This is a genomic window from Bradyrhizobium sp. 23AC, assembly GCF_054863025.1.
The window spans coordinates 119654-142336 of sequence record NZ_JAVAYN010000021.1 but is presented as its reverse complement, the minus strand read 5'-3'; the positions used below and the strand labels follow the sequence as shown (position 1 = coordinate 142336).

Sequence of the window (22683 nt, the reverse complement as noted above, 5' to 3'; positions counted from 1 at the left end):
AGGCCAGAAGGAATGGTCGGCTCCCGGGAGATCACGGCATAAGCCGTCCAGCCACTGCGCAGGGAAGGCCGAGTGATTGGCCACACCTGTATGCTGCTGTGCGGTTCTTCTGCGTGTGCCTATTGCGCAGCAGACCGCGGGTGCGAGCCGGCACCCGGCCTTCCCTGCGCCCTCTTGGATTTAGAGGGTAGCGAGACCAAGCAAAGCTCGGGCGAATTACGCCGCGAGAATGCGAAGGCATGTCCGTCACCACATACTCACTGTCATCGCCCGGCTTGAGGCGAATTCGTCAGGTCGAGACCCCGAACAGTCTGCGAACGGCCGGCAGCCACTCGCCGGTCATCGTGAACTCGAGCCCAAGGCGCGCGCCGCAGGCGATGGCCAACATCGTAACGGGGGCCGAAACCGCGAGCGTCGACAGCGCGCTCAGGCCCTGACCGATGGTGCAGCCCATCGACATGATGCCGCCGATGCCCATCAGCAGCGCGCCGATCATGTGACGCTTCAACTCGCGTGCGTCGTCGCACGCTTCCCAGCGGAAGCCGCGCGCGAGCATCGCGGCGGCAAACGAGCCTGCGACGACGCCGGCAACCGAGCCGATGCCGAAATTGAGCCGCGCGCCGGAGAACGTGGCAACGTAAAGGATGGCATCACCAAGCGGCGCCACGAAACTGAGCGAGGAGACCCGCGCGGGATCGAACTCGTCGTCGGCAAGCCATCCGGTGGCAAACCAGCCGAACGCGATTGCTGCACCGACGGCAAGACCGGAGGCGAGCAGCCGCGGCGACCGGATCAACCTGCCATCCGCAAGGGCCCAGAAGGCGAGCGCGGCGGAAATCGCCACGACGAGGATCGCGCGCATCGCGCTGCCCGCGCCGAGCAGCGACGTCAAGGTCTGGGTGCTTCCCTCGGGTAGCCGCAACGACAACGGCTCGATCAGCATCAGCCGCAGCATGCCGGTGATGCCGCGCATGGTCGCGAGCGCCGACAGGCCGAGCACGAGAAAGACCACAATGGCCCGCAGATCGCCGCCGCCGACGCGCACCAGCGTGCCGAAACCACACGTGCCGACCAGCGCCATGCCGACGCCGAACATCAGACCGCCGATGATCGCACCGCCAAGTCCGATCGACGCCGTGAGGTAGATTGACCGCGACAGATCGACAATGCCGAACGCGGCGAGCGCCTGGGTCGCGAGCAGGGCGACTGCCGCGGCCAGCGCGAAGGATTTCAGCCGACGAAAATCCAATCCGAAGAAGGCGTCCTCGAGCATCGCCAGCGTACAGAAACGACCCGCGCGGCCGGCAACGCCGAGCACGGCGCCGGCGGCAAGCCCGGATGCAAATGCTATGGTCGAAGGGCTCAGCATTCCTCCCGCTTCGTTTTTGGTTCTGCCTTGCGGGTAGTCTGCGCCGGTGGGGCGCGAAAATCCAGCGTGGAGAACTACCGGCGGCGCCGGCGCACCGGCTCGCAGAACACGTCGTAAACGGCGGTGAGAATCTTGCGGACGTCTTCGCTGGCGAGACTGTAGTAGATCGTCTTGCCGTCGCGGCGGGTCGTCACCAACCGATCGAGCCGCAACCGCGCGAGCTGCTGGGAGACGGTCGATTGGCGCTCGCCCAGGAACTGCTCGAGCTCGGTCACGGACTTCTCGCCCTCGGCGAGGATGCAGAGCAGCAGCAATCGAGACTCGTGGGACAGCGCCTTGAGCATGTCGCTGGCTTCGCGCGCCTTCTCGATCATCTGCTCGAGTTCGGCGGAGCCCTCGATATCCTTCAGCTTTGGCAACGGCATCGCGTCAAATTCCTCTCACCAAAATCCGCAAGACCAGTCACGACCTCCCGGGTTCCGATCCCGTGTTCGACAGGATTCGGTCCAACAGGCCGAAGAAGAAGGCATCGCCGGGATAGCCGCGAATGCGCCCGATCTCGCGGCCCTCTTGTACCACGACGAAGGTCGGCGTGAAGGGACCCGGATCGATTCCGGCGAGATCGGCGGGAAGGGGGCTGTTCAGGTCGATCCGGCGCAGTGGTGCGGCCCGGCCTTCGTCGGTCTTGCCGTAGATCGGGGCGATCTCGGCGTTGAAGCGCGCGCACCAGACGCAGCCGGCGCGCTCGAACATGACGAGCTCGGCGGCGCGCGATGCCGTCGCGGGCAGCGCGAGCCCGACGGCGAGGGCGAGCAAAACGACGATTCTGTTCATGCTGCGTAACCGGCCCTTTGCGGACTTGCTTGCAAATGTCCCTGGCGCTTATATCATTAAATTTGTATATGTGCTAGGGATGGGGCGGAAATGACCTTGGACGTCACGCTTGGTGCGGCCTTCGTCGCGGGCCTGTTGTCGTTCCTGTCGCCCTGCATCCTGCCCCTGGTGCCGCCTTTCCTGTGCTACATGGCCGGCGTCTCGGTGACGGATCTCTCCGGCGACAGGCCGGATCTGCGGCCGCGGATCCTGCTCTCCGCGGTTTCCTTCGTGGCGGGCTTTTCGCTGGTGTTCGTCGCGCTCGGCTCGACCGCCTCGATCGCGGGACGCTTCATCTCCGCTCATCTGTCGACGCTCGGCATCGTCGCCGGCGGGCTGATCATCGTCATGGGCTTGCATTTTCTGGGGCTGCTCAGGATTCCGCTGCTCTATCGCAGCGCGACCGTGCAGGTCGACAACCGCCCGGCCGGCGTGGCGGGGGCCTTCGTCATGGGCCTGGCCTTTGCGTTTGGCTGGACGCCCTGTGCCGGCCCCATCCTCGCCGCCGTGCTGCTGATGGCGGGCTCGGAGGACACGACCGGGCGGGGCGCACTGCTGCTGCTCGCCTATTCGGTCGGGACCGGCATTCCGTTCCTGGTCGCAGCGGCCTTCACCGGCCGCTTCATTGCCGCGCTCGGTCGTGTGCGCCGGCATCTCGGCCTGATCGAGAAGACGATGGGCGTCTTCCTCGTCGTGACCGGTCTGATGTTCCTGACCGGATTGATGCCCGCGGTCTCGGAATGGCTGCTCGAGCATTTTCCAGGACTGACCAGCATCGGCTGAGGCTAACCGTAACGGAAGTCGAGCAACTGGGCAAAGGATTGCAGCTCGATGAGGTAACGATGCACGAGGGGGCCGTCGCCCGCCATCGCGGCATGAGCGATCTCATGGCTGCTAGCGATTGCGCCGTCGATCAGGCGGCGGAAATCACCTTGGGCAGCGATCTCGCTGTTTGCCCATTCGTTACAGCGTTGAAGGCGATCGCGGAACGCGCTGGCGGCGGCAACGGTCTCCTCGGCATTCGCCGGCGCCGGCCGTTCGCCGTACTTGATGGCCGCGACGCGCAGCGTTTCCATGGCGGGCGCGATCTCGAAGATGCAATCGCCGAGATCGTACAGGCCCGTGTGACGCCTGAGCGCGTGAAAAGCCTGCCGGATCGCAAGCAACTCGCGGCCGGCGGCGACATTGTCTCCGCGGTCCAGCGCGCCCGTGGCTGTCGTGAGCCGATCGCGACCTCCGTCGAGAAATCGCGACAATTCGGCCGGCGCGTAAGCGGGCAGGGGATTGGTGTTCGACGCCAGCCGTTTCCAGCGGGCGACCGCCTCGTCGGTCTCGATCTGTGCCAGCGCGATATTTCCGGTGCGCACATAGCTCGCGGCGGTGCGCAGATTGGCCATGATCGGCGCCATCGCCGATGCGAAATCCGCAGGTCTATCGGCCTCCGCGCCGAGCGCGAGCGCGGTCGAGGCCAGCCATGCCAGCAGCACGATGGTGCGGCGCAAGATCGGATCTCCTTGTCACATTCGTGTATTCGAATATCATAATGAAAATGAGCAACGCGCAAGATCTTCCGATGCACGAAACCCCGACGTCGCTTCGCACGCCGACGCGACGCGGCCTCTTGGCATTCGCGGCAGGCGCGGCCTTGGCCGGCCGCGGCGCGGCGGCGGCCGAGCCCGCCGTCGGAGAAGACGGGCTCTATCACGAGCCCTGGTTTCTGCAGAGCTTCCTCGATCTGCGCGACGACCTCGAGGGCGCTGTGGCCGGCGGCAAGCGCCTTGCCATCATGTGGGAGCTGCGCGGCTGCCCTTATTGCCGCGAGACGCATCTGGTGAACTTCGCCGATGCCGGCATCGCCAGCTATATCCGCGACAATTTCGAGGTGTTGCAGCTCAACCTCGTCGGCTCGCGCAAGGTGACGGACTTCGACCGCCAGGAATTAACAGAGAAGGAGCTCGCCCAGAAATACGGGATCAGGTTCACGCCGACCTTTCAGTTCTTTCCGCCATCCGCCGATGGCCTCGAAGCAAGGGACGCGATGGCGCGCGAGGTGGCGCGGGCACCCGGCTATCTCAAGCCGCCGCACTTCCTGGCGATGTTTCGTTTCGTGCGGGAGCGCGCTTACGAGCGCGGCTCGTTCCGGGAGTTTCTGGCCGCGAACGGCTGACCATGAGCGCCTTTCGAATTCCGCTTGACGTCGTCAATCATATGAACATATCATAATAACTGAATTTGATGGACTGTGAGTCCGTCGTGACCAAGAGCGGGCGTCACCCCGCGATAAGGGTAGGGAACATGCGGCGCTTGCTTGCGGCTGCGTTTGCACTTTGTCTGTCGGCCGGGGGCGGTCTTGCCCAAGAGCCGAGCAAGGAGCCGATCAGGCTCGAAATCGTCAACGAGTCCTTGCCGAAATCCCTGACCGGCGCGCCCGGCAATGCCGCCGCCGGCAAGAAGGTGTTTCTGACGCGCACGCTCGGCAATTGCCTGGCCTGCCATCAGGTCACAAGTCTGAAGTCCGAGGAGTTCCACGGCGAGTTCGGTCCATCCCTGGACGGCGTGGCCGGCCGCTACACCGAGGAGCAATTGCGCCTCATCATCGCCGACCCCAAGCGCATCTTCACCGACACCGTCATGCCGGCGTTCTTCAGGAATGACGGCCTCAGCCGGGTGCGCCCGGAGTTCGTTGGCAAGTCCATTTTGACGGCCGCGCAGGTCGAGGACGTCATCGCTTTTCTCAAGACGCTGAACTGACGGCGAGGAGGATCAGGAATGAAAGCCATCAATCGACGGCAGGCATTTGCGCTCGGGGGCGGCTTCGTCATGCTGACGCTGATGCCCATGGCAGCCGATGCCGAAGTGACGGGCGATGCGGCGAAATGGATCGAGACGTTCACCGGCGGCAAGCAGCCTGCCAAGGGCAAGATCGCGCTCGACCTGCCGGAGATCGCGGAGAACGGCAACACCGTGCCGCTGTCGATCAACATCGAGAGCCCGATGACGGCGGACGCTTATGTGAAAGACGTTCTGATCATCGCGGACGGCAACCCCAATGCGGGCGTGGCGACGCTGTCGTTCACGCCGCTGTCGGGCAAGGCGGAAGCCTCGATCCGGATCCGGCTCGCCGCCACGCAGAACGTGGTTGCGGTCGCGAAGATGAGTGACGGTTCGCTGTTCATGGAGCAGAAGACCGTCAAGGTCACCATCGGCGGCTGCGGCGGCTAAGGGCGTCAGGAGAGGAACAATGGCAGACAAACCGCGCATCAAGCTTCCCAAGGAAGCGGCCAAGGGCGAGGTCATCCAGATCAAGACCCTGGTCTCGCATGTCATGGAATCCGGCCAGCGCAAGGACGCACAGGGCAAGGCCATTCCGCGCAAGATCATCAACAAGTTCGCCTGCGAGTTCAACGGCAAGGCGGTGTTCTCCTGCGCGCTCGAACCGGCGATCTCGGCCAATCCCTACGTCCAGTTCGACGCCAGGGTCGACGAAGCCGGCACGTTCAAGTTCTCCTGGACGGACGATGACGGCACGGTGATCACGGCCGAAGAGAAGATCGCGCTCAAGGCATGATGCGCATCGCGCATTGAAGGAGGCACGCAATGGCGCGACGATTTGTTGGGTTGGCCGCTCTGGTCGTGGCCGCCGCGTCGGTTGCGACGCTCGCGATCGCTGAGGACGCCGAGCGCAAGGGCATCGCGGCGCCGCCCGGCCACGTCTTCAAGACCATCATCTCCGGCTACGAGTTTCGCAGCAAGGAGACCCGCGCGTTGCAGGACGATGATCTCGAAAATCCGGGCTTCCTCGCCGTGGAGCGCGCGGCGGATGTCTGGAAGAAGGTCGAGGGCGGTGAGGGCAAGTCCTGCATGAGCTGCCACGGCGAGGCCGAGGCCAGCATGAAGGGCGTCGGCGCCGCCATGCCGAAATGGGACGACAGACTGAAGAAGCCGGTCAATCTCGAGCAGCGCATCAACATCTGCCGCAGTGAAAACATGAAGGCGGAGCCCTGGAAGTTCAAATCCCGTGAGCTGACCGACATGACAGCGTTCGTGCGCTACCAGTCGCACGGCATGAAGGTCTCGGTGAAGACCGACGGGCCGATGTCGCCCTGGTTCGAGCGCGGCAAGCAGATCTATTACACGCGCTACGGCCAGCTCGATCTCGCCTGCGAATCCTGCCACGAGCGGAACAACGGCAAGTTCATGCGCGCGGACTTCCTGAGCCAGGGCCAGACCAACGGCTTTCCGACCTATCGGCTGCGCGACCAGCGCCTGGTGCCGCTGCATGAGCGGTTCGAAGGCTGCATGTTCGACGTGCGCGCTGAGCCATTCAAGCCACTCTCGGACGAGTTCCTGGCGCTCGAGCTCTATGTGGCCTGGCGCGGCATCGGGTTGCCGGTCGAGACGCCGTCGGTGCGCAACTGAAACGATGAGCTTGCAGGAGTATTGCGTATGATCTCTCGCCGCGAGTTCATCCAGGTTGCCGCGGCTACGGCGGCGCTGTCGAGCGGTGTGGGCTCAGGCCTGACCCGGGCGGTCGCCCAGCAGCGCCTGACTGAGAGGGAATTGCTGGCCTTCGAGCCGCTCGGCAATGTCACGCTGGTGCATGTGACCGATATTCACGGCCAGCTGATGCCGCTGTATTTCCGCGAGCCCTCGACCAATCTCGGCGTCGGCGAGGCCAAGGGTCTTCCGCCGCACGTCACCGGCAAGGAGTTCCTCGCCCGCTTCGGCATCGCGCCGGGTTCGTCGGCGGCCTACGCGCTGACCTCGGAGGATTTCGAGGCGCTGGCCAAGAGCTACGGCCGGATCGGCGGCCTCGATCGCGCCGCGGCCGTGATCAAGGCGATCCGTGCCGAGCGCGGCGACAAGGTCGCGCTGCTCGACGGCGGCGACACCTGGCAGGGCTCGTGGTCCTCGCTGAAGACGCGCGGCCAGGACATGATCGACTGCATGGCGCTGCTCAAGCCCGACGCCATGACCGGCCATTGGGAGTTCACCTACGGCTCCGAGCGGGTCAAGCAGGCCATCGAAGGCCTCGGCTTCCCGTTCCTCGGTCTCAACATCCGCGACACCGAATGGAACGAGGCGGCGTTCGAGGGCTCGACCATGATCGAGCGCGGCGGCGTCAAGATCGCGGTGCTCGGCCAGGCCTTCCCCTATACGCCGGTCGCCAATCCGCGCTGGTTGATTCCGAACTGGTCGTTCGGCGTGCGCGAGGAGGACGTCCAGGCGCAAGTCGACAAGGCCCGCAAGAGCGGCGCGCAACTGGTCGTGCTGCTCTCGCATAACGGTTTCGATGTCGACCGCAAGCTCGCGAGCCGCGTCAAGGGCATCGACGTCATCCTGACCGGGCATACCCATGACGCGCTGCCCGAGGCCGTCAAAGTCGGCAAGACTCTGCTGATCGCCTCGGGCTCGTCCGGCAAGTTCGTCTCGCGGCTCGATCTCGATGTCCGCGACGGTGAGGTCAGGGCTTTCAGGTACAAGCTCATTCCGCTATTCTCGGATGTGATCACGGCGGACGCCGAGATGGCCGCGAAGATCGCCGAGGTCCGCAAACCCTTCGCCTCCGATCTGGCCAAGGTGCTCGGCAAGACCGACTCGCTGCTCTACCGGCGCGGCAATTTCAACGGTACGTTCGACGATCTGATCTGCCAGGCGCTGCTGCAGGAGCGCGATGCCGAGATCGCGCTGTCGCCCGGCTTCCGCTGGGGCACCAGCGTGCTGCCGGGGCAGGACATCACCTTCGAGGATGTCACCAACGCGACCGCGATCACCTATCCCGCGGTCTACCGCATGGGCATGACCGGTTCGCGGTTGAAGGAGATCATCGAGGACGTTGCCGACAATCTCTTCAACGTCGATCCCTACTACCAGCAGGGCGGCGATATGGTGCGGATCGGCGGGCTCTCCTACGCCATCGATGTCACCAAGCCGCAGGGGCAGCGCATCTCCGACATGCAGGTCCTCAAGACCGGCACGCCGATCGAGCCCGCCAGGGAATATCAGGTCGCCGGCTGGGCCAGCGTCAACGAAGGAACCGAAGGGCCGCCGATCTGGGACGTCGTCGCGAATTACCTGACGCGACAGAAGACCGTTCGGCTCGAGCCCAACCGGGCCGTCAAAGTTACCGGAGCGTAAGAAGCGATGTCGAAGATGGACAGTCAATCCCGTCGCAACTTCCTGGCCGCCGGCGCCGGCGTCGCGGCCACGATGCTGGCAAGGCCGGCGGCCGCAGGCGGAAATCCCGCCAACCAACCGCCCAATGTGCCGGAATGGACCAAGTCGCTCGGCGAGGGTGTCGCGGTGCGCCCGTATGGCAAGCCGTCGAAATTCGAGAAGGACGTCGTCCGGCGCGACGTCGAATGGCTGACCGCCTCGCGCGAATCCTCGGTGAGCTTCACCCCGCTGCATGAGCTCGAAGGCATCATCACCCCGAACGGCCTCTGTTTCGAGCGGCATCATGGCGGCATCGCCGAGGTCGACCCGGCCGATCACCGCCTGATGATCCACGGGCTGGTCGAGCGGCCGCTCATTCTCACGCTGGAGGAGCTGAAGCGCTATCCGCGCGTCAACCGCATCCACTTCATGGAATGCGCGGCGAATTCGGGCATGGAATGGCGCGGCGCCCAGCTCAATGGCTGCCAGTTCACCCACGGCATGATCCACTGCGTGCAGTACACCGGCGTCTCGCTGCGCACCCTGCTGGAGGAAGCCGGCGTCAAGGCGAGCGGCAAGTGGCTGCTGGTCGAAGGCGCCGACGCGGCCGCGATGGACCGCAGCCTGCCGATCGAGAAAGCGCTCGACGACTGCATCATCGCCTACAAGATGAACGGCGAGGCGCTCTATCCCGAGCAGGGCTATCCGATGCGGCTCGTAGTGCCGGGCTGGCAGGGCAATCTCTGGGTCAAGTGGCTGCGCCGCATCAAGGTCGGCGACCAGCCCTGGCACACCCGCGAGGAGACGTCGAAATACACGGACCTCATGCCGAACGGCAAGGCGCGCCGCTTCACCTGGTCAATGGACGCCAAGTCCGTGATCACGAGCCCGAGCCCGCAAGCGCCGATCAAGCACGGCAAAGGCTTTACCATCGTCTCGGGTCTGGCCTGGAGCGGCAACGGCAAGGTCAAGCGCGTGGACGTGTCGCTCGACGGCGGCCGAAATTGGTGGCCGGCGCGGCTCGACGGGCCCGTTCTCGACAAGGCGCTGACGCGTTTTTACTACGAATTCGACTGGAACGGCGAGCCGCTGCTGCTGCAATCGCGCGTGCAGGATGAGACCGGCTACGTGCAGCCGAGCAAGGCGGAGCTGCGCAAGATCCGCGGCGTCAACTCCATCTATCACAATAATGGCATCCAGACCTGGCATGTGCAGGCCAATGGTGAGGTCGAGAATGTCGAAGTCGCTTAAGCTCACTGCCGCCGCGCTGCTCGCATGCGCGCTGAGCGCGCCGGCGCTCGCCCAGCAGAAGGCGGACGCCAAGAGCGGTCCACGCTATCACATTGGCCGCGCGCCGACCGCGGACGAGATCCGCGGCTGGGATATCGACGTGCGGCCAGACGGTCAGGGTCTGCCGGAAGGCAAGGGCACGGCCACGCAAGGCGAAAAGCTGTTCATGGACAATTGCTCGAGCTGCCACGGCGAGTTCGGCGAGGGCAACGGCCGCTGGCCGGTGCTGGCCGGCGGCAAGGGTTCACTGACGTCAGACAACCCGGTCAAGACGGTGGGCTCGTACTGGCCCTACGCGTCCACCGTGTTCGATTACGTCCGTCACGCCATGCCTTACGGCAATACGGGATCCCTGTCCGTCGATGAATATTATGCGCTGGTCGCTTACGTCCTCTATCTTAACGACGTCGTCACCGATCAAAACTTCGAGCTGAACAAGAAGACCCTTGCGACGATCAAGATGCCGAACGAGCAGGGGTTCGTGATGGACGACCGCGCCACCAGCGAGAAGTCGTTCTGGCAGAAAGACCCCTGCATGAAGAACTGCATCGCCCCGGTGAAGATTATCGGGCGCGCTGCCGCCATCGACGTCACGCCCGAGGATGGCAAGGAGAAGAAGTCGCGGGGCGTGGAGTGATACACGGCCGGGCGAGCCGCCGCGCGCTGCTGCATGCGGCTCTCGCTGTTGGCTCGCTCATCGCAATCCGTCCGGCCGCGGCCCAGGCGGCCGAACCTCACAGGCTCGCGCTGCAGATCAGCGACGACGACCCGGTCAAGATGCGCGCCGTCCTCGATGTCGCCGCTAACGTCTCGCGGCATTATTCCGGACAGGGCGAGGACGTCGAAATCGCAGTGGTTGCCTTCAACGGCGGCCTCGACATGCTGCTCGCGGACCGCTCGCCGGTGAAGGAGCGCCTGGTGAATTTCCTGAAATCGATGCCGAATGTGCGCTTCATCGCCTGCGGCAACACGCTGGAGACGCTGGCGGCGAAGGAGGACAAGCGGCCGCCGCTGATCGATGGCGTCGGCGTCACGCAGGTTGGGGTTGCCGCGCTGATGGATTTGGCGGAGAAGAACTGGACGATTATCCGGCCCTGAGGAGAAAGCTGCTGATGCGATGGTTGATAGGACTGACAGTCTTGCTCGCGTTCGCAGGGTCCGCATATGCGGCCGAGCAGGAGCTCGAGTTGTCGGTCGACGGCCGCACCACGCTCGCGACACTGCGCACGCCAGCCTCGATGGGACCCGATACGCCGCTTGTCGTAATGACCCACGGCACGCTCGCGCACAAGGACATGGAGGTCATTCAGGGCGTTGCCAAGGCGCTTGAGCAGCGCGGCATCGCTTCGCTCGCCCATACGCTGTCGCTAGGGCTCGATCGCCGCAAAGGCATGTACGACTGTATCGCGCGGCATGACTATTTCGTTGAGGATGCAGTTGCGGAGATCGGCGCCTGGGTCGCGCGGGCGAGGGGCATGTCCCGGCTCGTCTTCGCGTTCGGCCATTCGCGCGGCGGCAACCAGGTCGCACGGTTTCTCGCTGCAAGCGAAGCCGCGCCGGTGGCGGGTGGGGTGTTGCTGGCGCCGGTGACCGCGAAAGCCGAGGCTGATCTGCGCGCCTCCTACGCCACGACCTACGGCAAGCCGCTCGAGCCGGTTCTGGAGCTGGCGACGAAAGCGGTTGCGGCGGGCCGGGGCGGGGAGTGGATGGACGTCCCGGGTTTCGTCTATTGTCGCAATGCCGTGGTTACCGCGCGGACCTTTGCGTCATTCTATGGTCTCGATGCCGCCGGCCAGGACACGGCCGCGCTCGCGGCGCGCGTGAAGCCGCCGGTGCTGGTGCTCGCCGCCACCAAGGATAGCGTTGTGCCCGATGTAGCAGAGGCCTTCGCTTCGCTTGCCGGCTCGAGCGGGGGCAGAGTGCAGCTCGACAAGATCGAGGATGCCGATCATTTCTTCCGCGACCTGTTCGCGGAAGACGTCGCCGATCGAATCGCCGAGTTCGTCAAGCAGACACGATAGGAGGGGGACCATGCAGCGTCGATCCATGCTTCGCGCGAGCCTTGCCGGGCTATTTGGTGCGTTTGCGGTGCGCCAGGCGTCCGCGGCGACGGAAACGCCCGCGCGACAGCGCGTCGTCTATCATCTCGCCGATGCTGATCGTGTCGTCTTCGTTCTGGGCAATCTGCAGAACCATGTCGACGGCGTTGGCGGACCTGGGAAGGCCGACATCAGGCTGGTCGTGCACGGGCCGGCGCTGCGTGCTTTCCACGCACTCGCGGCGCAGGACCACACCGTTGCGATGATGACGAAGCTCGTCGATGCCGGCGTCGGCTTCGATGCCTGCGCCAATACGATGAAGGCGCAGGGCGTCAAGCTCGACGATCTCACGCCCGGTTTCGTGGTGGCCGAGAAGGGCGGCGTAGTGCGGCTCGTCGAGCTGCAGCAGCAGGGATATGCTTATCTACGGCCGTGAGGCCGCTCCGCTCCGGCATCCTGCGACGTCGAGCTTTGATCTGGCTCATGGGACGCGACGACGCGATCGCTAGAATTGCATGCTCGCAGGAACAGCCGAGGCGGACGTGCTGACGCCGATCATCGATCTCTTGGGTGAAGATCCGCTGTCATGGTTCGGCGGCCTCGTGGTCGGAGGTCTGTTCGGGTTCTTCGCGCAGCGCAGCCGCTTCTGTCTGCGTGCCGCGGCGGTCGAATTCTCCCGTGGCGAGGGCGGCCCGCGTCTCGCGGTCTGGCTTCTGACCTTTGCCGCGGCGCTGGTGGGCACGCAAGGCCTGGTCGCGCTCCGCTGGCTCGACGTATCCGAGGCCCGTCAGCTCGCGCAGCAGGGCAGCATCTCCGGCGCGCTCCTCGGCGGCGTCATGTTCGGTTGCGGGATGATTTTGGCGCGGGGCTGCGCCAGCCGGCTGCTGGTGCTCTCGGCCAATGGCAATCTGCGGGCACTGTTGTCGGGGCTGGTGTTTGCCGTGACCGCGCAAGCCTCCTATCGCGGCCTGCTGTCGCCCGCGCGTGAATGGGTGACCAACCTGTGGCTGGTCGATGGCGGTCCGTCGCGCGACATCATGGCGATGTTTGGTGCCGGCACGCGCGAGAAGCTTGCATTCGGAGGTTTGTGGCTGATTGCGGGGCTGGCCTTCGCCTTTCGCAGCCGGTTGCCGCGCCGGCTGATCCTTGCCGCGCTTGCGACCGGAACGGCCGTCGTCGCCGGCTGGCTCTTCACCTACCAGCTGTCGCAGGCTTCCTTCGCGCCGGTGACCTTGAAGAGCCTCACCTTCAGTGGGCCGTCGGCCGAGCTCTTGATGCTGGTGCTCAACAGCGCGCAGCTTCGGCTCGGCTTCGACCTCGGCATCGTCCCCGGCGTATTCCTCGGCTCGTTTCTGGCCGCGGCGCGCGCGCATGAACTGAAGCTCGAGGGATTTTCGGACGGGCTCGGCATGCGGCGCTATCTGTTCGGCGCGGTGCTGATGGGGTTTGGCGCGATGCTCGCCGGCGGCTGCGCGGTCGGCGCCGGCGTGACCGGTGCCTCCGTATTCGCACTCACCGCCTGGCTCGTGCTCGGCGGCATGTGGCTGGGGGCGGGACTCACGGATGTGCTTGTCGACCGCGCCGGCATGCCGCAGCAGACGCCGGGCTTGCCGGCCGCGAGCGGCTGAGATCCAGCGATCAGGCCTCCTTCGCCGCAGGCATGATATTCTCTGGCGCATTCCGTTTTCGTCGGCGGCAGCGCTTCGGGATTTGCTGTCGATCGATACGACGAGTTCAGAAGCGCTTGACGCTCAGGCCCCGAGGCGCTCGCCAGCTAAGCCTGAGGGAGCACTGTTGCCGTGCAGCTCTTCCGCAGAATTTAGCCACCTCCCGCGTGAGGTGCGTAGATCAGAATTTTAGTTGCGTACCTCAAAAATCGGGAGCAGGATCGCGGCAAAGAATAAGATCCGGTCGGGAGGAGATGTGATGAGACTGCTCAGGAAGCTAGGACTCGCCGCTGCCGCATGCCTGCTTTTGGCCGACGCCGCAGCAGCCGATACGATCGTCAAGTGGCTGCACATCGAGGCAAATCCGGCCCAGGTGAAGATCTGGGAGGAGGTCGCGCGCGCCTATGAGGCCTCCCATCCTGGCGTCAAGGTCGAGATGCAGTTTCTCGAGAACGAAGCCTACAAGGCCAAGCTGCCGACCATCCTGCAATCCAAGGATCGGCCGAACATCATCTACAGCTGGGCCGGCGGCGTCCTGAAGACCCAGATCGAGGCAGGCGTTCTCGACGACATCACAGAACAGGTGAAGGGTTACAGCGACAGTCTCACACCGGCCGCGCTCGCCGCGTTCACCGCTAACGGCCGCGTTTATGGTCTGCCGACCGCGCTGTCGCAGGTCGGCTTCCTCTGCAACAAGGAGCTGATGGCCAAGGCGAAAGTCGATCCTGCCGGGATCAAGAGCTGGGACGATCTGCTTGCGGCGGTGAAGACGCTGAAGGCCGCCGGCGTGACCCCGATCGTGGTCGGCGGCGCCGACAAATGGCCGTTGCACTTCTACTGGACCCATCTTGCGGTGCGCATCGGCGGCAAGCCGGCATTCGACGCTGCATTGCGCGGCGAGGACAGCGGCTTCGCCGGCGAGACCTTCCAGAAATCCGGCGAGCTGTTCAAGCAACTCGTCGATCTCCAGCCGTTCCAGAAGGGCTTCCTTGGTTTCAAGAATCCGCAGGCCGTCGGCTATTTCGGCGACGGCAAGGCGGCGATGACGCTCGCGATCAGCACGGTCTATCATTTGCAGCGCGCTCTCGCCGCCGACAAGGTCGGATTGAGCGAAGACAAGATCTGCTGGTTTGACTTCCCGGTGGTGGCCGGCGGCAAGGGCGCGCCGACCGACACGCTCGGCGGCATCACCGGCTGGCTGGTCACGAAAGGCTCGCCGAAGGAGGCGGTCGATTTCCTGAAGTACTTCGTCTCGAAGGACGTGCAGACGCGGCTTGCGGCGGGTAACTTCATCATCCCGGTGGTGCAGGGCGCGGACGCTGGTCTCAACAATGCCTTCATGAAGCTGATCGCGGCCAATCTGGCGAAGTCGAACTACCACCAGAACTTCTATGACCAGAGCCTTGGTCCGTCGGTCGGCCGCGTCGTCAACGACGTCACCGCGGAGATCGCCGGTGGCAGCATGAGCCCGCAGAATGCGGCGAAGGCGATCGAGGCGGCGTGGAAGCAGGGCAACTGACGGTGGCGCGGCGTATCGCGAATTCGCCCGCGATTGGCGTTGCGGGGACACCGTTCTCTTCGCTCGCGGTCCGCGGCCCGGCCTGGGACGGCCGCTTCACGGTTCTGATCCTGTTCCTGCCGCCGGCGCTGCTGTTGTTCACGCTGTTCGTGGTGCTGCCGATCGGCGAGGCCGCCTGGTATTCGGCCTTCAATTGGAACGGGTTCGGCAGGCCGACCAACTGGATCGGCTTCGACAATTACCGCTTCGTGCTGGAGACGCGCGCCTTCTGGCTCGCGCTGCGCAACAATGGGCTGATTATTGCGGTCTCGCTCGCGATCCAGCTTCCGCTCGCGCTGACGCTGGCCTTGATGCTCGCCGAACGCTTTCGCGGGTCCGTGGCGCTGCGCATGCTGTTCTTCATGCCCTATATCCTGGCCGAGATCGCGACCGGGCTGATCTTCAGCTTCGTCTATGACGGCGACTACGGCCTCGTCGCTTCGATCTGGCGTAGCTTCGGCGCCGAGCCGCCGCATTTGTTGGCCTCGACCGACACGTCGATGCTGGCCGTGCTGATCGTGATCGTGTGGAAGTATTTTGGCTTCCACATGATGCTGTTCATCGCGGCGCTCCAGAGCCTCGACAAGAGCCTGATCGAGGCGGCGCGCATCGACGGCGCGACACGGTTGCAAGCCCTGCGCCATGTCGTCATTCCCTTGCTCTATCCGACGATCCGCCTCTCGGTGTTTTTCGCCATTGTCGGCTCGCTGCAGCTGTTCGACCTCGTCATGCCGCTGACACGCGGGGGGCCTGCGGACTCCTCGAACACGATGGTGAGCTTCCTCTACAACAACGGCATCTCGCGCATGCGGGTCGGCTATGGCAGCGCCATCGGCGTCATCCTGTTTGCGATCTGCGTGACCTTTGCCTTCACCTACAAGCGCTGGTTCATGCGCGATGAGTAGTGCGAAGATTTCCCGCAACCCGGTCGATCCCGCCGTGCTGTTCAAGGCGGTGTTCCTCGCCATCGTGGCCGTCTTCGTGCTGGTGCCACTGCTCGCGACGTTGCTCGGCGGCTTCAAATCGCTCGGCGAATTGCGCGTCAACCCGTTCGGTTTGCCGCGTCACTGGGAATGGCAGAATTACGCCGACATCCTGTTCTCCGCGCGCTACTGGCAACTCCTGCGCAACTCGCTGATCATATCGTCGCTCGCGGTGGTGTTGACCCTGATCACCGCCTCGATGGCGGCGTTCACCTTCGCCCATGTCAAGTTCTACGGCAGCTCGATGCTGCTGAGCTATCTCACGCTCGGCCTGCTGTTTCCGGCGGCGACCGCGGTGCTTCCGTTGTTCATCAAGGTGCGCGATCTCGGGCTGCTCGATACCTATTTCGGCGTTGCGTTGCCGCAGGTGGCCTTCAGCCTCGCGATGAGCGTGCTGCTGCTCCGGCGCTTCTTCAAGGACATACCCTATGAACTGCTCGAGGCTGCGCTGGTCGACGGCTGCAGCTACATCAAGTTCTTCCGCTATGTGACGTTGCCGCTGTCGCGACCGATGCTGGCGACCGTCGGGACCATCACCTTCGTCAACAGCTGGAACGCCTATCTGTTGCCGCTGGTGATGCTCAACACGGATGCGCTCTATCCCTGGCCGCTCGGCATCATGGTCTATCAGGGCGAGTATTCGTCCGAATGGCACCTGATCCTGGCCTTCATCACGTTGACCATCCTGCCGACGATCATTCTCTTCCTTCTGGCGCAGAAGCACATCGTTGCCGGCCTCACTGCAGGTGCGGTCAAGGGATGAACGGACCCTTACGGAGATCACAATGAGAAAAGTCGGAATTGGAATCATCGGCTGCGGTGTCATCAGCACGGCCTACCTCAAGGCGGCGCAACGCTTCCCGGTCATGGAGGTCAGGGCGCTCGCCGATATGCGCAGTGAAGTCGCGGAGCGGCAGGGCGCCGCTTTCGGGCTGCCGGCGATGCGGGTCGATCAATTGCTCAAGCGCGATGACGTCGAGGTCGTCATCAATCTCACGGTGCCGCTGGCCCACACCGACGTCAGTCTCGCGGTGCTGAATGCCGGAAAGCATGTCCATTCCGAGAAGCCGCTCGGCATCAACGCCGCCGAAGCCCGCAAGGTGATCGATCTCGCCGCACAGAAGAACCTGCGCGTCGGCTGCGCGCCCGACACGTTCCTCGGCGGCGGGCACCAGACCGCCCGCAAGCTGATCGACGACGGCGCGATCGGCACGCCGGTGGCGGGCAGTGCCTTCTTCGGCTGCCCCGGCCATGAGCGCTGGCACCCGGCGCCAGGCTTCTACTACCTGCGGGGCGGCGGGCCGATGCTCGACATGGGGCCGTACTATATCACCGATCTCGTGCAATTGCTCGGCCCGGTCGCGAGCGTGATGGGCTCGACCGCGCGGCCGAAATCGGAGCGCCTGGTCACCAGCCAGCCGATGAACGGTACGCTGATCCCGGTCGAGGTTTCGACCCATGTCGCGGGCACGCTTGAATTCGAGAGCGGAGCAGTCATCTCGATCGCGATGAGCTTTGATGTACCGAAGCACCGGCATGCGCCGATCGAGATCTATGGCGACAAGGGCAGCATGCAGGTGCCGGACCCGAACCGTTTCGGCGGCGAGGTGCACCTCGCCAGGACCGGCGGCGAATGGGAAACGATGCCGTTGACGCACGGCCATGTCGAGGGTGAGTTCCGCTCCATCGGGGTCGCCGACATGGCGTCCGCGATCCTGAACAACCGTCCGCACCGCGCCAGCGGTGCGCTTGCGTTCCACGTGCTGGAGGTGATGGAGGCGTTCCAGACCTCCGCCGATGAAGGGCGCCGCGTCAAGATCGAAAGCAGCGTCGAGCGGCCGGCGATGCTGCCGGCGGGACTTGAAACGGGACAGGTCGACTGAGGGAATGACCATGCGCAAAGCAATGATTGTATGGGGCGGCTGGTCGGGACACGATCCCGATCTCTGCGCCTCGATGATTCGCGGCTGGCTGAGGGCGGAAGGCTTCGAGGTGCGGATCGAGACGACGACGGCGGCATTCGCCGATCCCGCGATCCACGACATGTCGCTGATCATTCCGATCTACACGATGTCGAAGATCGAGAAGGCGGAAGCGCTCAATCTCTGCGCCGCAGTGCGGAGCGGCGTCGGGCTCGCCGGCCATCATGGCGGCATGTGCGACGCGTTCCGCGATTCCGTCGACTACCAGTTCATGTGCGGCGGGCAGTGGGTCGCCCATCCCGGCAACATCATCGACTACAAGGTCGACTTGACGAAGCCGGATGACCCCATCATGAAGGGCCTGAACAGTTTCGAACATCGTTCCGAGCAATATTACATGCATGTCGACCCCGCCAACGAGGTGCTGGCGACGACGACCTTCACCGGCGAGCACGCGCCGTGGATCGAGGGCGTGGTGATGCCCGTGGTCTGGAAGAAGCGCTACGGCGCGGGCAGGGTGTTCTATTCCTCGCTCGGCCACCGTGCCTACGAGCTCGACGTGCCGGAGATCCGCACACTGATGACCCGCGGCATGCTGTGGGCGGCGCGCGAATGACGGGTGGGGCGACGCAGCCGGCGATTCGTGCGACGCTCGAGGACGTCGCGCGTGCGGCCGGCGTTTCGCTTGCGACCGTCGATCGCGTCGTCAACCGCCGCGAGGGCGTGCGCGCCAAGACCGTCGCGCGTGTCGAGGCCGCAGTGGCAAAACTCGGCTATCGCGCGGACGTCGCGGCGGCGCGGCTCGCCCGCGGGCAGACGTTCCGCTTCGCCTTCGTGCTGCCGACCGGCAGCAACAGCTTCATGACCAATCTGAGCGAGCAGGTCCTGCGCACTGCGGACTGGCTCGCGGGCCAGCGCGGCTTCATCGACATTCTCCATGTCGACGTGTTCGATCCGGATGTGCTCGCCGGCGCGCTGGAAACCCTGTCGCCGGCCTACCAGGGCGTCGCCGTCATCGCGCTCGATCATCCCAGGGTTCGGGCCGCGATCGACGAGCTCGTCGGACGCGGGGTCGCCGTGGTGACCCTCGTGTCGGACGCGCCAAGCTCGCGCCGCCTGCACTATGTCGGCATCGACAATCCCGCCGCGGGCCGCACTGCCGCGACGCTGATGGGGCGCTTCCTCGCTGGGCGCGAAGGGACGGTCGCGGTGATCGCGGGGTCGCTGTCGCTGCGCGATCACACCGAACGGCAGTTCGGTTTCTATCAGATCCTGTCCAGCGAGTATTCGAACCTGCCCGCGCTGCCGGTCATCGAGGGCCGCGACGACAGCGACCGCACGCGGGAGCTTACGACCGCACTGCTCGCGCGCCATGCCGATCTTCGCGGCATATACTGCTGCGGCGCCGGAAACCGCGGCATCGCCGATGCGCTCGAGGCCTCGGGCCGCGCTCGCGAGGTAGTCTGGATCACCCATGAGCTGACCCAATACACACGGCGTTTCCTGGTTCGCGGCACGCTCGATGCCGTGATCAATCAGGATCCCGGGCACGAGGCGCGCTCTGCGGCACGCGTTCTGCTCGCGCACTGTTCGGGCGAGCCAATCAGCCCCGACCAAGAACGCATCCGCATCGACATTTTTCTGCGGGACAATCTGCCGTAACGCGAGCTCATACCGCCAGCGCCGCTGCGTTGAGCCATGCGCGAGCCGGTCAGCGAGCGAGCTTTGGGCGAGCAGGGCGCGGGTGGCGGATCGCGCGGAGGAGGTTGATTACCAACAGCTGGAAGTCACATCGGCTCGATGCCGATCTTCTTGATGATCCCGGCCCATTTCCTGGTTTCCGCGGTCATGAAATCCTTCAGACCTTGGGGGGCCATCACCAGGGGCTCGGCGCCCTGCTCCACCAGGAGGGTGCGCACCTTCGGATCGTTCATGGCTTCGATCATGGCGGCATAGAGCTTGTCGATAACGGCGGTGCCGGTGCCCGCGGGCGCGAGCAGGGCAAGCCACGCCGCGCTCTCGTAATCCTTCAGGCCAGCCTCGGCCGCGGTCGGCACGTCCGGCAGCGCCGTCATGCGTTTGTCGCTGGCAACCGCGAGCGGGCGCGCATCGCCGCTCCTGATCAGACCGATGACGTTCGGCAAGAGCTGGAAGCCGAGCGGGACTTGGCCCGCGATGAAGTCCGGCGTGTAAGCAGCGATGTTGCGGTAAGGAACGTGGGTGATCTCGGTGCCCGTGAGCTGCTCGAAATAGGCGGCAGCGAGGTGCTGAGACGAGCCGACTCCGACCGTCCCGTAGTTCAGCTCCCGGGGACGCGCCTTGGTGTACTCGATCAGCTCGTGCAGGGATTTCGGCGGCAGCCTCGAATTGATCACGATGACATTCGGCAACGTGGCGAACAGTCCGATCGGGGCGAAATCCTTCAGCGGATCGTAGGGCAGCTCCTTGTATAATGATCGGTTCGCGGCCAGTGGGCCGGAGGTGCTCATCAGCAACGTGTAGCCGTCCGGGGCGGCATGTGCAGCGGCCGCGGTACCGATATTGCCGCCGGCGCCAGGGCGATTGTCGACGACGAAGGCCTGTCCCAATGACGCCGACATGCGGTTAAGCAGGATGCGCGTGATGACGTCGCTGGCGCTGCCGCCTGCGAAGGGCACGAGCACCTGGATCGGACGCGCGGGGTAGTCTTGGGCTTGCGCGGGACGCAGCCCGGTGGCGGAGAGAGCCGCGCCCAGGCCGAGCGAGAGCAAAGACCTGCGGTCAGGGTGAAATCCTTCAACGTGCGGCGCTGTGTCGTCCGTGATCTTGCTGTGACCGAACCTTGCCATCTCGGACTGAATCTCCCGACCGTGTCTTGTTCTGCGAGCCTTGGGAGCGTCCGTGACAGGAATGTCCGGGAGGAGCGCCAGGCCGCGATTTTGTGCGCCTGGACCGTAGTTAGCGGCTTGACGTGACCGTCATGCCGGCTCGTCTCGAAACTTACCAACCCGTCTCATTTTGCAAAGGGGCGCGACATCTTGTCCAAATGAGCGTTCGGGATTCAGGAAATCGTCTTCCCAGCCTTGCGACGCTGCTTGCGGGATGACGAGGCTGCGCCGCCGGAGCCAGGTTCAGCCAACTCCTTTGCCACCGCCGCGGCCTGCGCCAGATCGTGGCTGATGACGTCCAGCACGGCCTTGGCCGCAACCGAGACCGCTCGCCGCGGGTGATGCACCCAGGCGATGGAGCGAACGATCCGTTGCGCGTCGAAACGGTGGGCTCGAATGGTCCCGCTTGCCAGCGACTGCCGGAGCGCGATGGTCGGCAGCACGGTCGCGAAATCGGTGGTCGCGATCACGTCGCAGAGGGCGGGCAGGGTGTCGAGCTCCAGGCGCGGCCGCAGGTCGATGCCGAGGGCTGCGGCGTGCTCGTCCAGGATCAGCCGCAGGCCGTGGCGCTTCGAGGGTAGCACCAGATCGAAATTCGCGATGTGGTCGAAGCGCAGCTTGGCCGGCGGCCGGATTGGGCCGTCCTTGCGGCAGGCGAACACCATCTCCTCGTCCATGATGTGATGCGCGGCGAGCGGCGTCCTTCGGCGCGGCACGTTGATCAGCGCGAAATCGAGTTGGCCGCTGTTGACCCAGTCCACCAGCGTCTCGGTGTAGCCTTCGCACGCGGAGAGGATGATCTCGGGATAGCGGCGCGCGACAGTCGCTGACGAGCTCGCCATTGTGCTCTGCGCAACGGAGGTGATGAGGCCTACCGCGACGCGGCCCGAAATCCGCCCGCCGATTTGGGCCATCTCCTGGCGCGCATACTCCGCATCGCGCACGATCGGCGCCGTCAGCCGCACCAGCGCCTCGCCGGCGCTGGTCAGCGTCATGCCCTGGACGCTGCGGTCGAACAGCGTTTGGCCGAGCTCGGCCTCGAGCTTGGCGATCTGCATGCTGAGCGCCGGCTGCACGATGTTGAGCCGGCGCGCGGCCCGCGTGACGTTCTTTTCATCGACCAGGCACAGGAAATATTGCATCTGTCTGAGTTCCACAGGGCCAGTCCTTCGTTCGCCAACCGTTCGCGAGCCATCATCTCTGATGATGAATGATATAATCAATCATTATTTGTTGTGATGGCCGAGATTGCCTAGTTTTGCGGCCGGCCACGAGACCTCGAGGGTACGTGGCCACGGGAGCGAAATCAGACATATGCAGCACGCAGCGCCCAAGCGGATGATCATCGGCATTTCCGGCGCCTCGGGCGTCACCTATGGCGTGCGCCTGCTGCAACTCCTGCGCAATGCCGGCGTCGAGACTCACCTGGTGATGTCGAAGACGGCCGAGCAGACCTTTGCCTATGAGACGGACCTGAAGATCGCCGAGGTGAGGGAGCTCGCCAATGTCAGCCATGCGATCGACGACATGGCTTCGGCAATCTCGAGCGGCTCGTTCCGTACCGCGGGCATGATTGTGGCGCCGTGCTCGATGCGCTCGATGTCCGAGATCGCCTCGGGCGTCACCACGACGCTTTTGACCCGCGCCGCCGATGTTGTGCTCAAGGAGCGCCGGCGCCTGGTGCTGATGGTGCGCGAGACTCCGCTGCACACCGGGCATCTCAGGACGATGACGTCGCTATCAGAGATGGGCGCGATCATCGCGCCGCCTGTGCCCGCCTTCTACGCAAAACCCGAGAATCTCGAAGACATGGTCGAGCACACCGTCGGCCGGGTGCTCGACCTCTTCGATATCGATATCGGCGTGGTGCGCCGCTGGGGCGAGGACGAAGCGCTCAAGCGCCGCTCGCCGTCGCTGCGCAAGATCGCGCCCTGACCCGAACGCCCGAGGAGAGATACG

The 22683-nt window shown here is 64.7% G+C and carries 26 protein-coding genes; 20 read left to right on the top strand and 6 right to left on the bottom strand.

Annotated features, from left to right (window positions below):
• Positions 1–289: 289 nt before the first annotated feature.
• The 3 genes from RAD10_RS34550 to RAD10_RS34540 all read right to left on the bottom strand — a co-directional run bounded on the left by RAD10_RS34550 (position 290) and on the right by RAD10_RS34540 (position 2203).
• Positions 290–1369 (bottom strand): YeeE/YedE family protein, encoded by a 1080-nt coding sequence (locus RAD10_RS34550; protein WP_461620936.1) that lies wholly within the window; start codon positions 1367–1369, stop codon positions 290–292.
• 74 nt (positions 1370–1443) lie between these two features.
• A complete protein-coding gene (locus tag RAD10_RS34545; protein WP_018316042.1) occupies positions 1444–1794 on the bottom strand; it encodes an ArsR/SmtB family transcription factor in 351 nt (116 codons plus the stop codon).
• A 37-nt stretch (positions 1795–1831) separates the two neighbouring features.
• Positions 1832–2203, bottom strand: a complete 372-nt coding sequence (locus tag RAD10_RS34540; protein WP_461620935.1) for a thioredoxin — start codon at positions 2201–2203, stop codon at positions 1832–1834.
• Between the two features lie 90 nt (positions 2204–2293).
• Here RAD10_RS34540 and RAD10_RS34535 point away from each other — a divergent pair, with 90 nt between their 5' ends.
• Complete coding sequence (locus RAD10_RS34535) at positions 2294–3025, top strand: cytochrome c biogenesis CcdA family protein (RefSeq protein WP_461620934.1); 732 nt, start codon at positions 2294–2296, stop codon at positions 3023–3025.
• A gap of 2 nt (positions 3026–3027) precedes the next feature.
• Here the strand turns inward: RAD10_RS34535 and RAD10_RS34530 are convergent, their stop codons facing one another.
• Positions 3028–3744, bottom strand: coding sequence for a hypothetical protein (locus RAD10_RS34530; RefSeq protein ID WP_461620933.1), 717 nt, complete (start codon positions 3742–3744; stop codon positions 3028–3030).
• Positions 3745–3815: 71 nt separating this feature from the next.
• Here RAD10_RS34530 and RAD10_RS34525 point away from each other — a divergent pair, with 71 nt between their 5' ends.
• The 18 genes from RAD10_RS34525 to RAD10_RS34440 all read left to right on the top strand — a co-directional run bounded on the left by RAD10_RS34525 (position 3816) and on the right by RAD10_RS34440 (position 19519).
• Entirely contained in the window at positions 3816–4409 is a 594-nt protein-coding gene (locus tag RAD10_RS34525) for a SoxW family protein (protein WP_461620932.1), read from the top strand.
• Between the two features lie 128 nt (positions 4410–4537).
• Positions 4538–4993, top strand: coding sequence for a sulfur oxidation c-type cytochrome SoxX (soxX, locus tag RAD10_RS34520; RefSeq protein WP_461620931.1), 456 nt, complete (start codon positions 4538–4540; stop codon positions 4991–4993).
• Positions 4994–5011: 18 nt separating this feature from the next.
• Complete coding sequence (soxY, locus tag RAD10_RS34515; RefSeq protein WP_461620930.1) at positions 5012–5464, top strand: thiosulfate oxidation carrier protein SoxY; 453 nt, start codon at positions 5012–5014, stop codon at positions 5462–5464.
• 19 nt (positions 5465–5483) lie between these two features.
• Positions 5484–5810, top strand: coding sequence for a thiosulfate oxidation carrier complex protein SoxZ (soxZ, locus tag RAD10_RS34510; RefSeq protein WP_461620929.1), 327 nt, complete (start codon positions 5484–5486; stop codon positions 5808–5810).
• A 29-nt stretch (positions 5811–5839) separates the two neighbouring features.
• Positions 5840–6661, top strand: a complete 822-nt coding sequence (gene soxA / locus RAD10_RS34505) for a sulfur oxidation c-type cytochrome SoxA (RefSeq protein WP_461620928.1) — start codon at positions 5840–5842, stop codon at positions 6659–6661.
• A 27-nt stretch (positions 6662–6688) separates the two neighbouring features.
• On the top strand, positions 6689–8380 hold the full coding sequence (gene soxB, locus RAD10_RS34500; RefSeq protein ID WP_461620927.1) for a thiosulfohydrolase SoxB: 1692 nt from the start codon (positions 6689–6691) through the stop codon (positions 8378–8380).
• A gap of 6 nt (positions 8381–8386) precedes the next feature.
• Positions 8387–9649: a sulfite dehydrogenase gene (gene soxC, locus RAD10_RS34495; protein WP_461620926.1), complete on the top strand. Its 1263-nt coding sequence runs from the start codon at positions 8387–8389 to the stop codon at positions 9647–9649.
• Entirely contained in the window at positions 9633–10325 is a 693-nt protein-coding gene (locus RAD10_RS34490) for a c-type cytochrome (RefSeq protein WP_461620925.1), read from the top strand. The genes soxC and RAD10_RS34490 overlap by 17 nt, the downstream gene beginning before the upstream one ends.
• 26 nt (positions 10326–10351) lie before the next feature.
• Complete coding sequence (locus RAD10_RS34485) at positions 10352–10786, top strand: DsrE family protein (RefSeq protein WP_461620941.1); 435 nt, start codon at positions 10352–10354, stop codon at positions 10784–10786.
• Positions 10787–10800: 14 nt separating this feature from the next.
• Entirely contained in the window at positions 10801–11709 is a 909-nt protein-coding gene (locus RAD10_RS34480; protein WP_461620924.1) for an alpha/beta hydrolase family protein, read from the top strand.
• 10 nt (positions 11710–11719) lie between these two features.
• A complete protein-coding gene (locus RAD10_RS34475; protein WP_028143569.1) occupies positions 11720–12163 on the top strand; it encodes a DsrE family protein in 444 nt (147 codons plus the stop codon).
• 106 nt (positions 12164–12269) lie between these two features.
• On the top strand, positions 12270–13355 hold the full coding sequence (locus RAD10_RS34470; RefSeq protein ID WP_461620940.1) for a YeeE/YedE family protein: 1086 nt from the start codon (positions 12270–12272) through the stop codon (positions 13353–13355).
• A gap of 298 nt (positions 13356–13653) precedes the next feature.
• Positions 13654–14913 carry an extracellular solute-binding protein gene (locus RAD10_RS34465; protein ID WP_461620923.1) on the top strand — a complete coding sequence of 420 codons (1260 nt, stop codon included), beginning with the start codon at positions 13654–13656 and terminating at the stop codon, positions 14911–14913.
• Between the two features lie 2 nt (positions 14914–14915).
• Positions 14916–15857 carry a carbohydrate ABC transporter permease gene (locus tag RAD10_RS34460; RefSeq protein ID WP_018316058.1) on the top strand — a complete coding sequence of 314 codons (942 nt, stop codon included), beginning with the start codon at positions 14916–14918 and terminating at the stop codon, positions 15855–15857.
• Positions 15850–16698, top strand: coding sequence for a carbohydrate ABC transporter permease (locus tag RAD10_RS34455; RefSeq protein ID WP_461620922.1), 849 nt, complete (start codon positions 15850–15852; stop codon positions 16696–16698). Before RAD10_RS34460 ends, RAD10_RS34455 begins: the two co-directional genes overlap by 8 nt.
• Before the next feature lie 22 nt (positions 16699–16720).
• Positions 16721–17818, top strand: a complete 1098-nt coding sequence (locus RAD10_RS34450; RefSeq protein WP_461620921.1) for a Gfo/Idh/MocA family protein — start codon at positions 16721–16723, stop codon at positions 17816–17818.
• Between the two features lie 10 nt (positions 17819–17828).
• On the top strand, positions 17829–18473 hold the full coding sequence (locus RAD10_RS34445) for a ThuA domain-containing protein (protein ID WP_461620920.1): 645 nt from the start codon (positions 17829–17831) through the stop codon (positions 18471–18473).
• On the top strand, positions 18470–19519 hold the full coding sequence (locus RAD10_RS34440) for a LacI family DNA-binding transcriptional regulator (protein WP_461620919.1): 1050 nt from the start codon (positions 18470–18472) through the stop codon (positions 19517–19519). The genes RAD10_RS34445 and RAD10_RS34440 overlap by 4 nt, the downstream gene beginning before the upstream one ends.
• Before the next feature lie 125 nt (positions 19520–19644).
• On the opposite strand, the gene RAD10_RS34435 is transcribed toward RAD10_RS34440, so the two are convergent.
• Both RAD10_RS34435 and RAD10_RS34430 read right to left on the bottom strand, forming a co-directional pair.
• Positions 19645–20685 (bottom strand): Bug family tripartite tricarboxylate transporter substrate binding protein, encoded by a 1041-nt coding sequence (locus tag RAD10_RS34435; protein ID WP_461620918.1) that lies wholly within the window; start codon positions 20683–20685, stop codon positions 19645–19647.
• Between the two features lie 212 nt (positions 20686–20897).
• Positions 20898–21866, bottom strand: coding sequence for a LysR family transcriptional regulator (locus RAD10_RS34430; RefSeq protein WP_461620939.1), 969 nt, complete (start codon positions 21864–21866; stop codon positions 20898–20900).
• Between the two features lie 172 nt (positions 21867–22038).
• Here RAD10_RS34430 and RAD10_RS34425 point away from each other — a divergent pair, with 172 nt between their 5' ends.
• Positions 22039–22659: a UbiX family flavin prenyltransferase gene (locus tag RAD10_RS34425; RefSeq protein ID WP_461620917.1), complete on the top strand. Its 621-nt coding sequence runs from the start codon at positions 22039–22041 to the stop codon at positions 22657–22659.
• Positions 22660–22683: the final 24 nt, after the last annotated feature.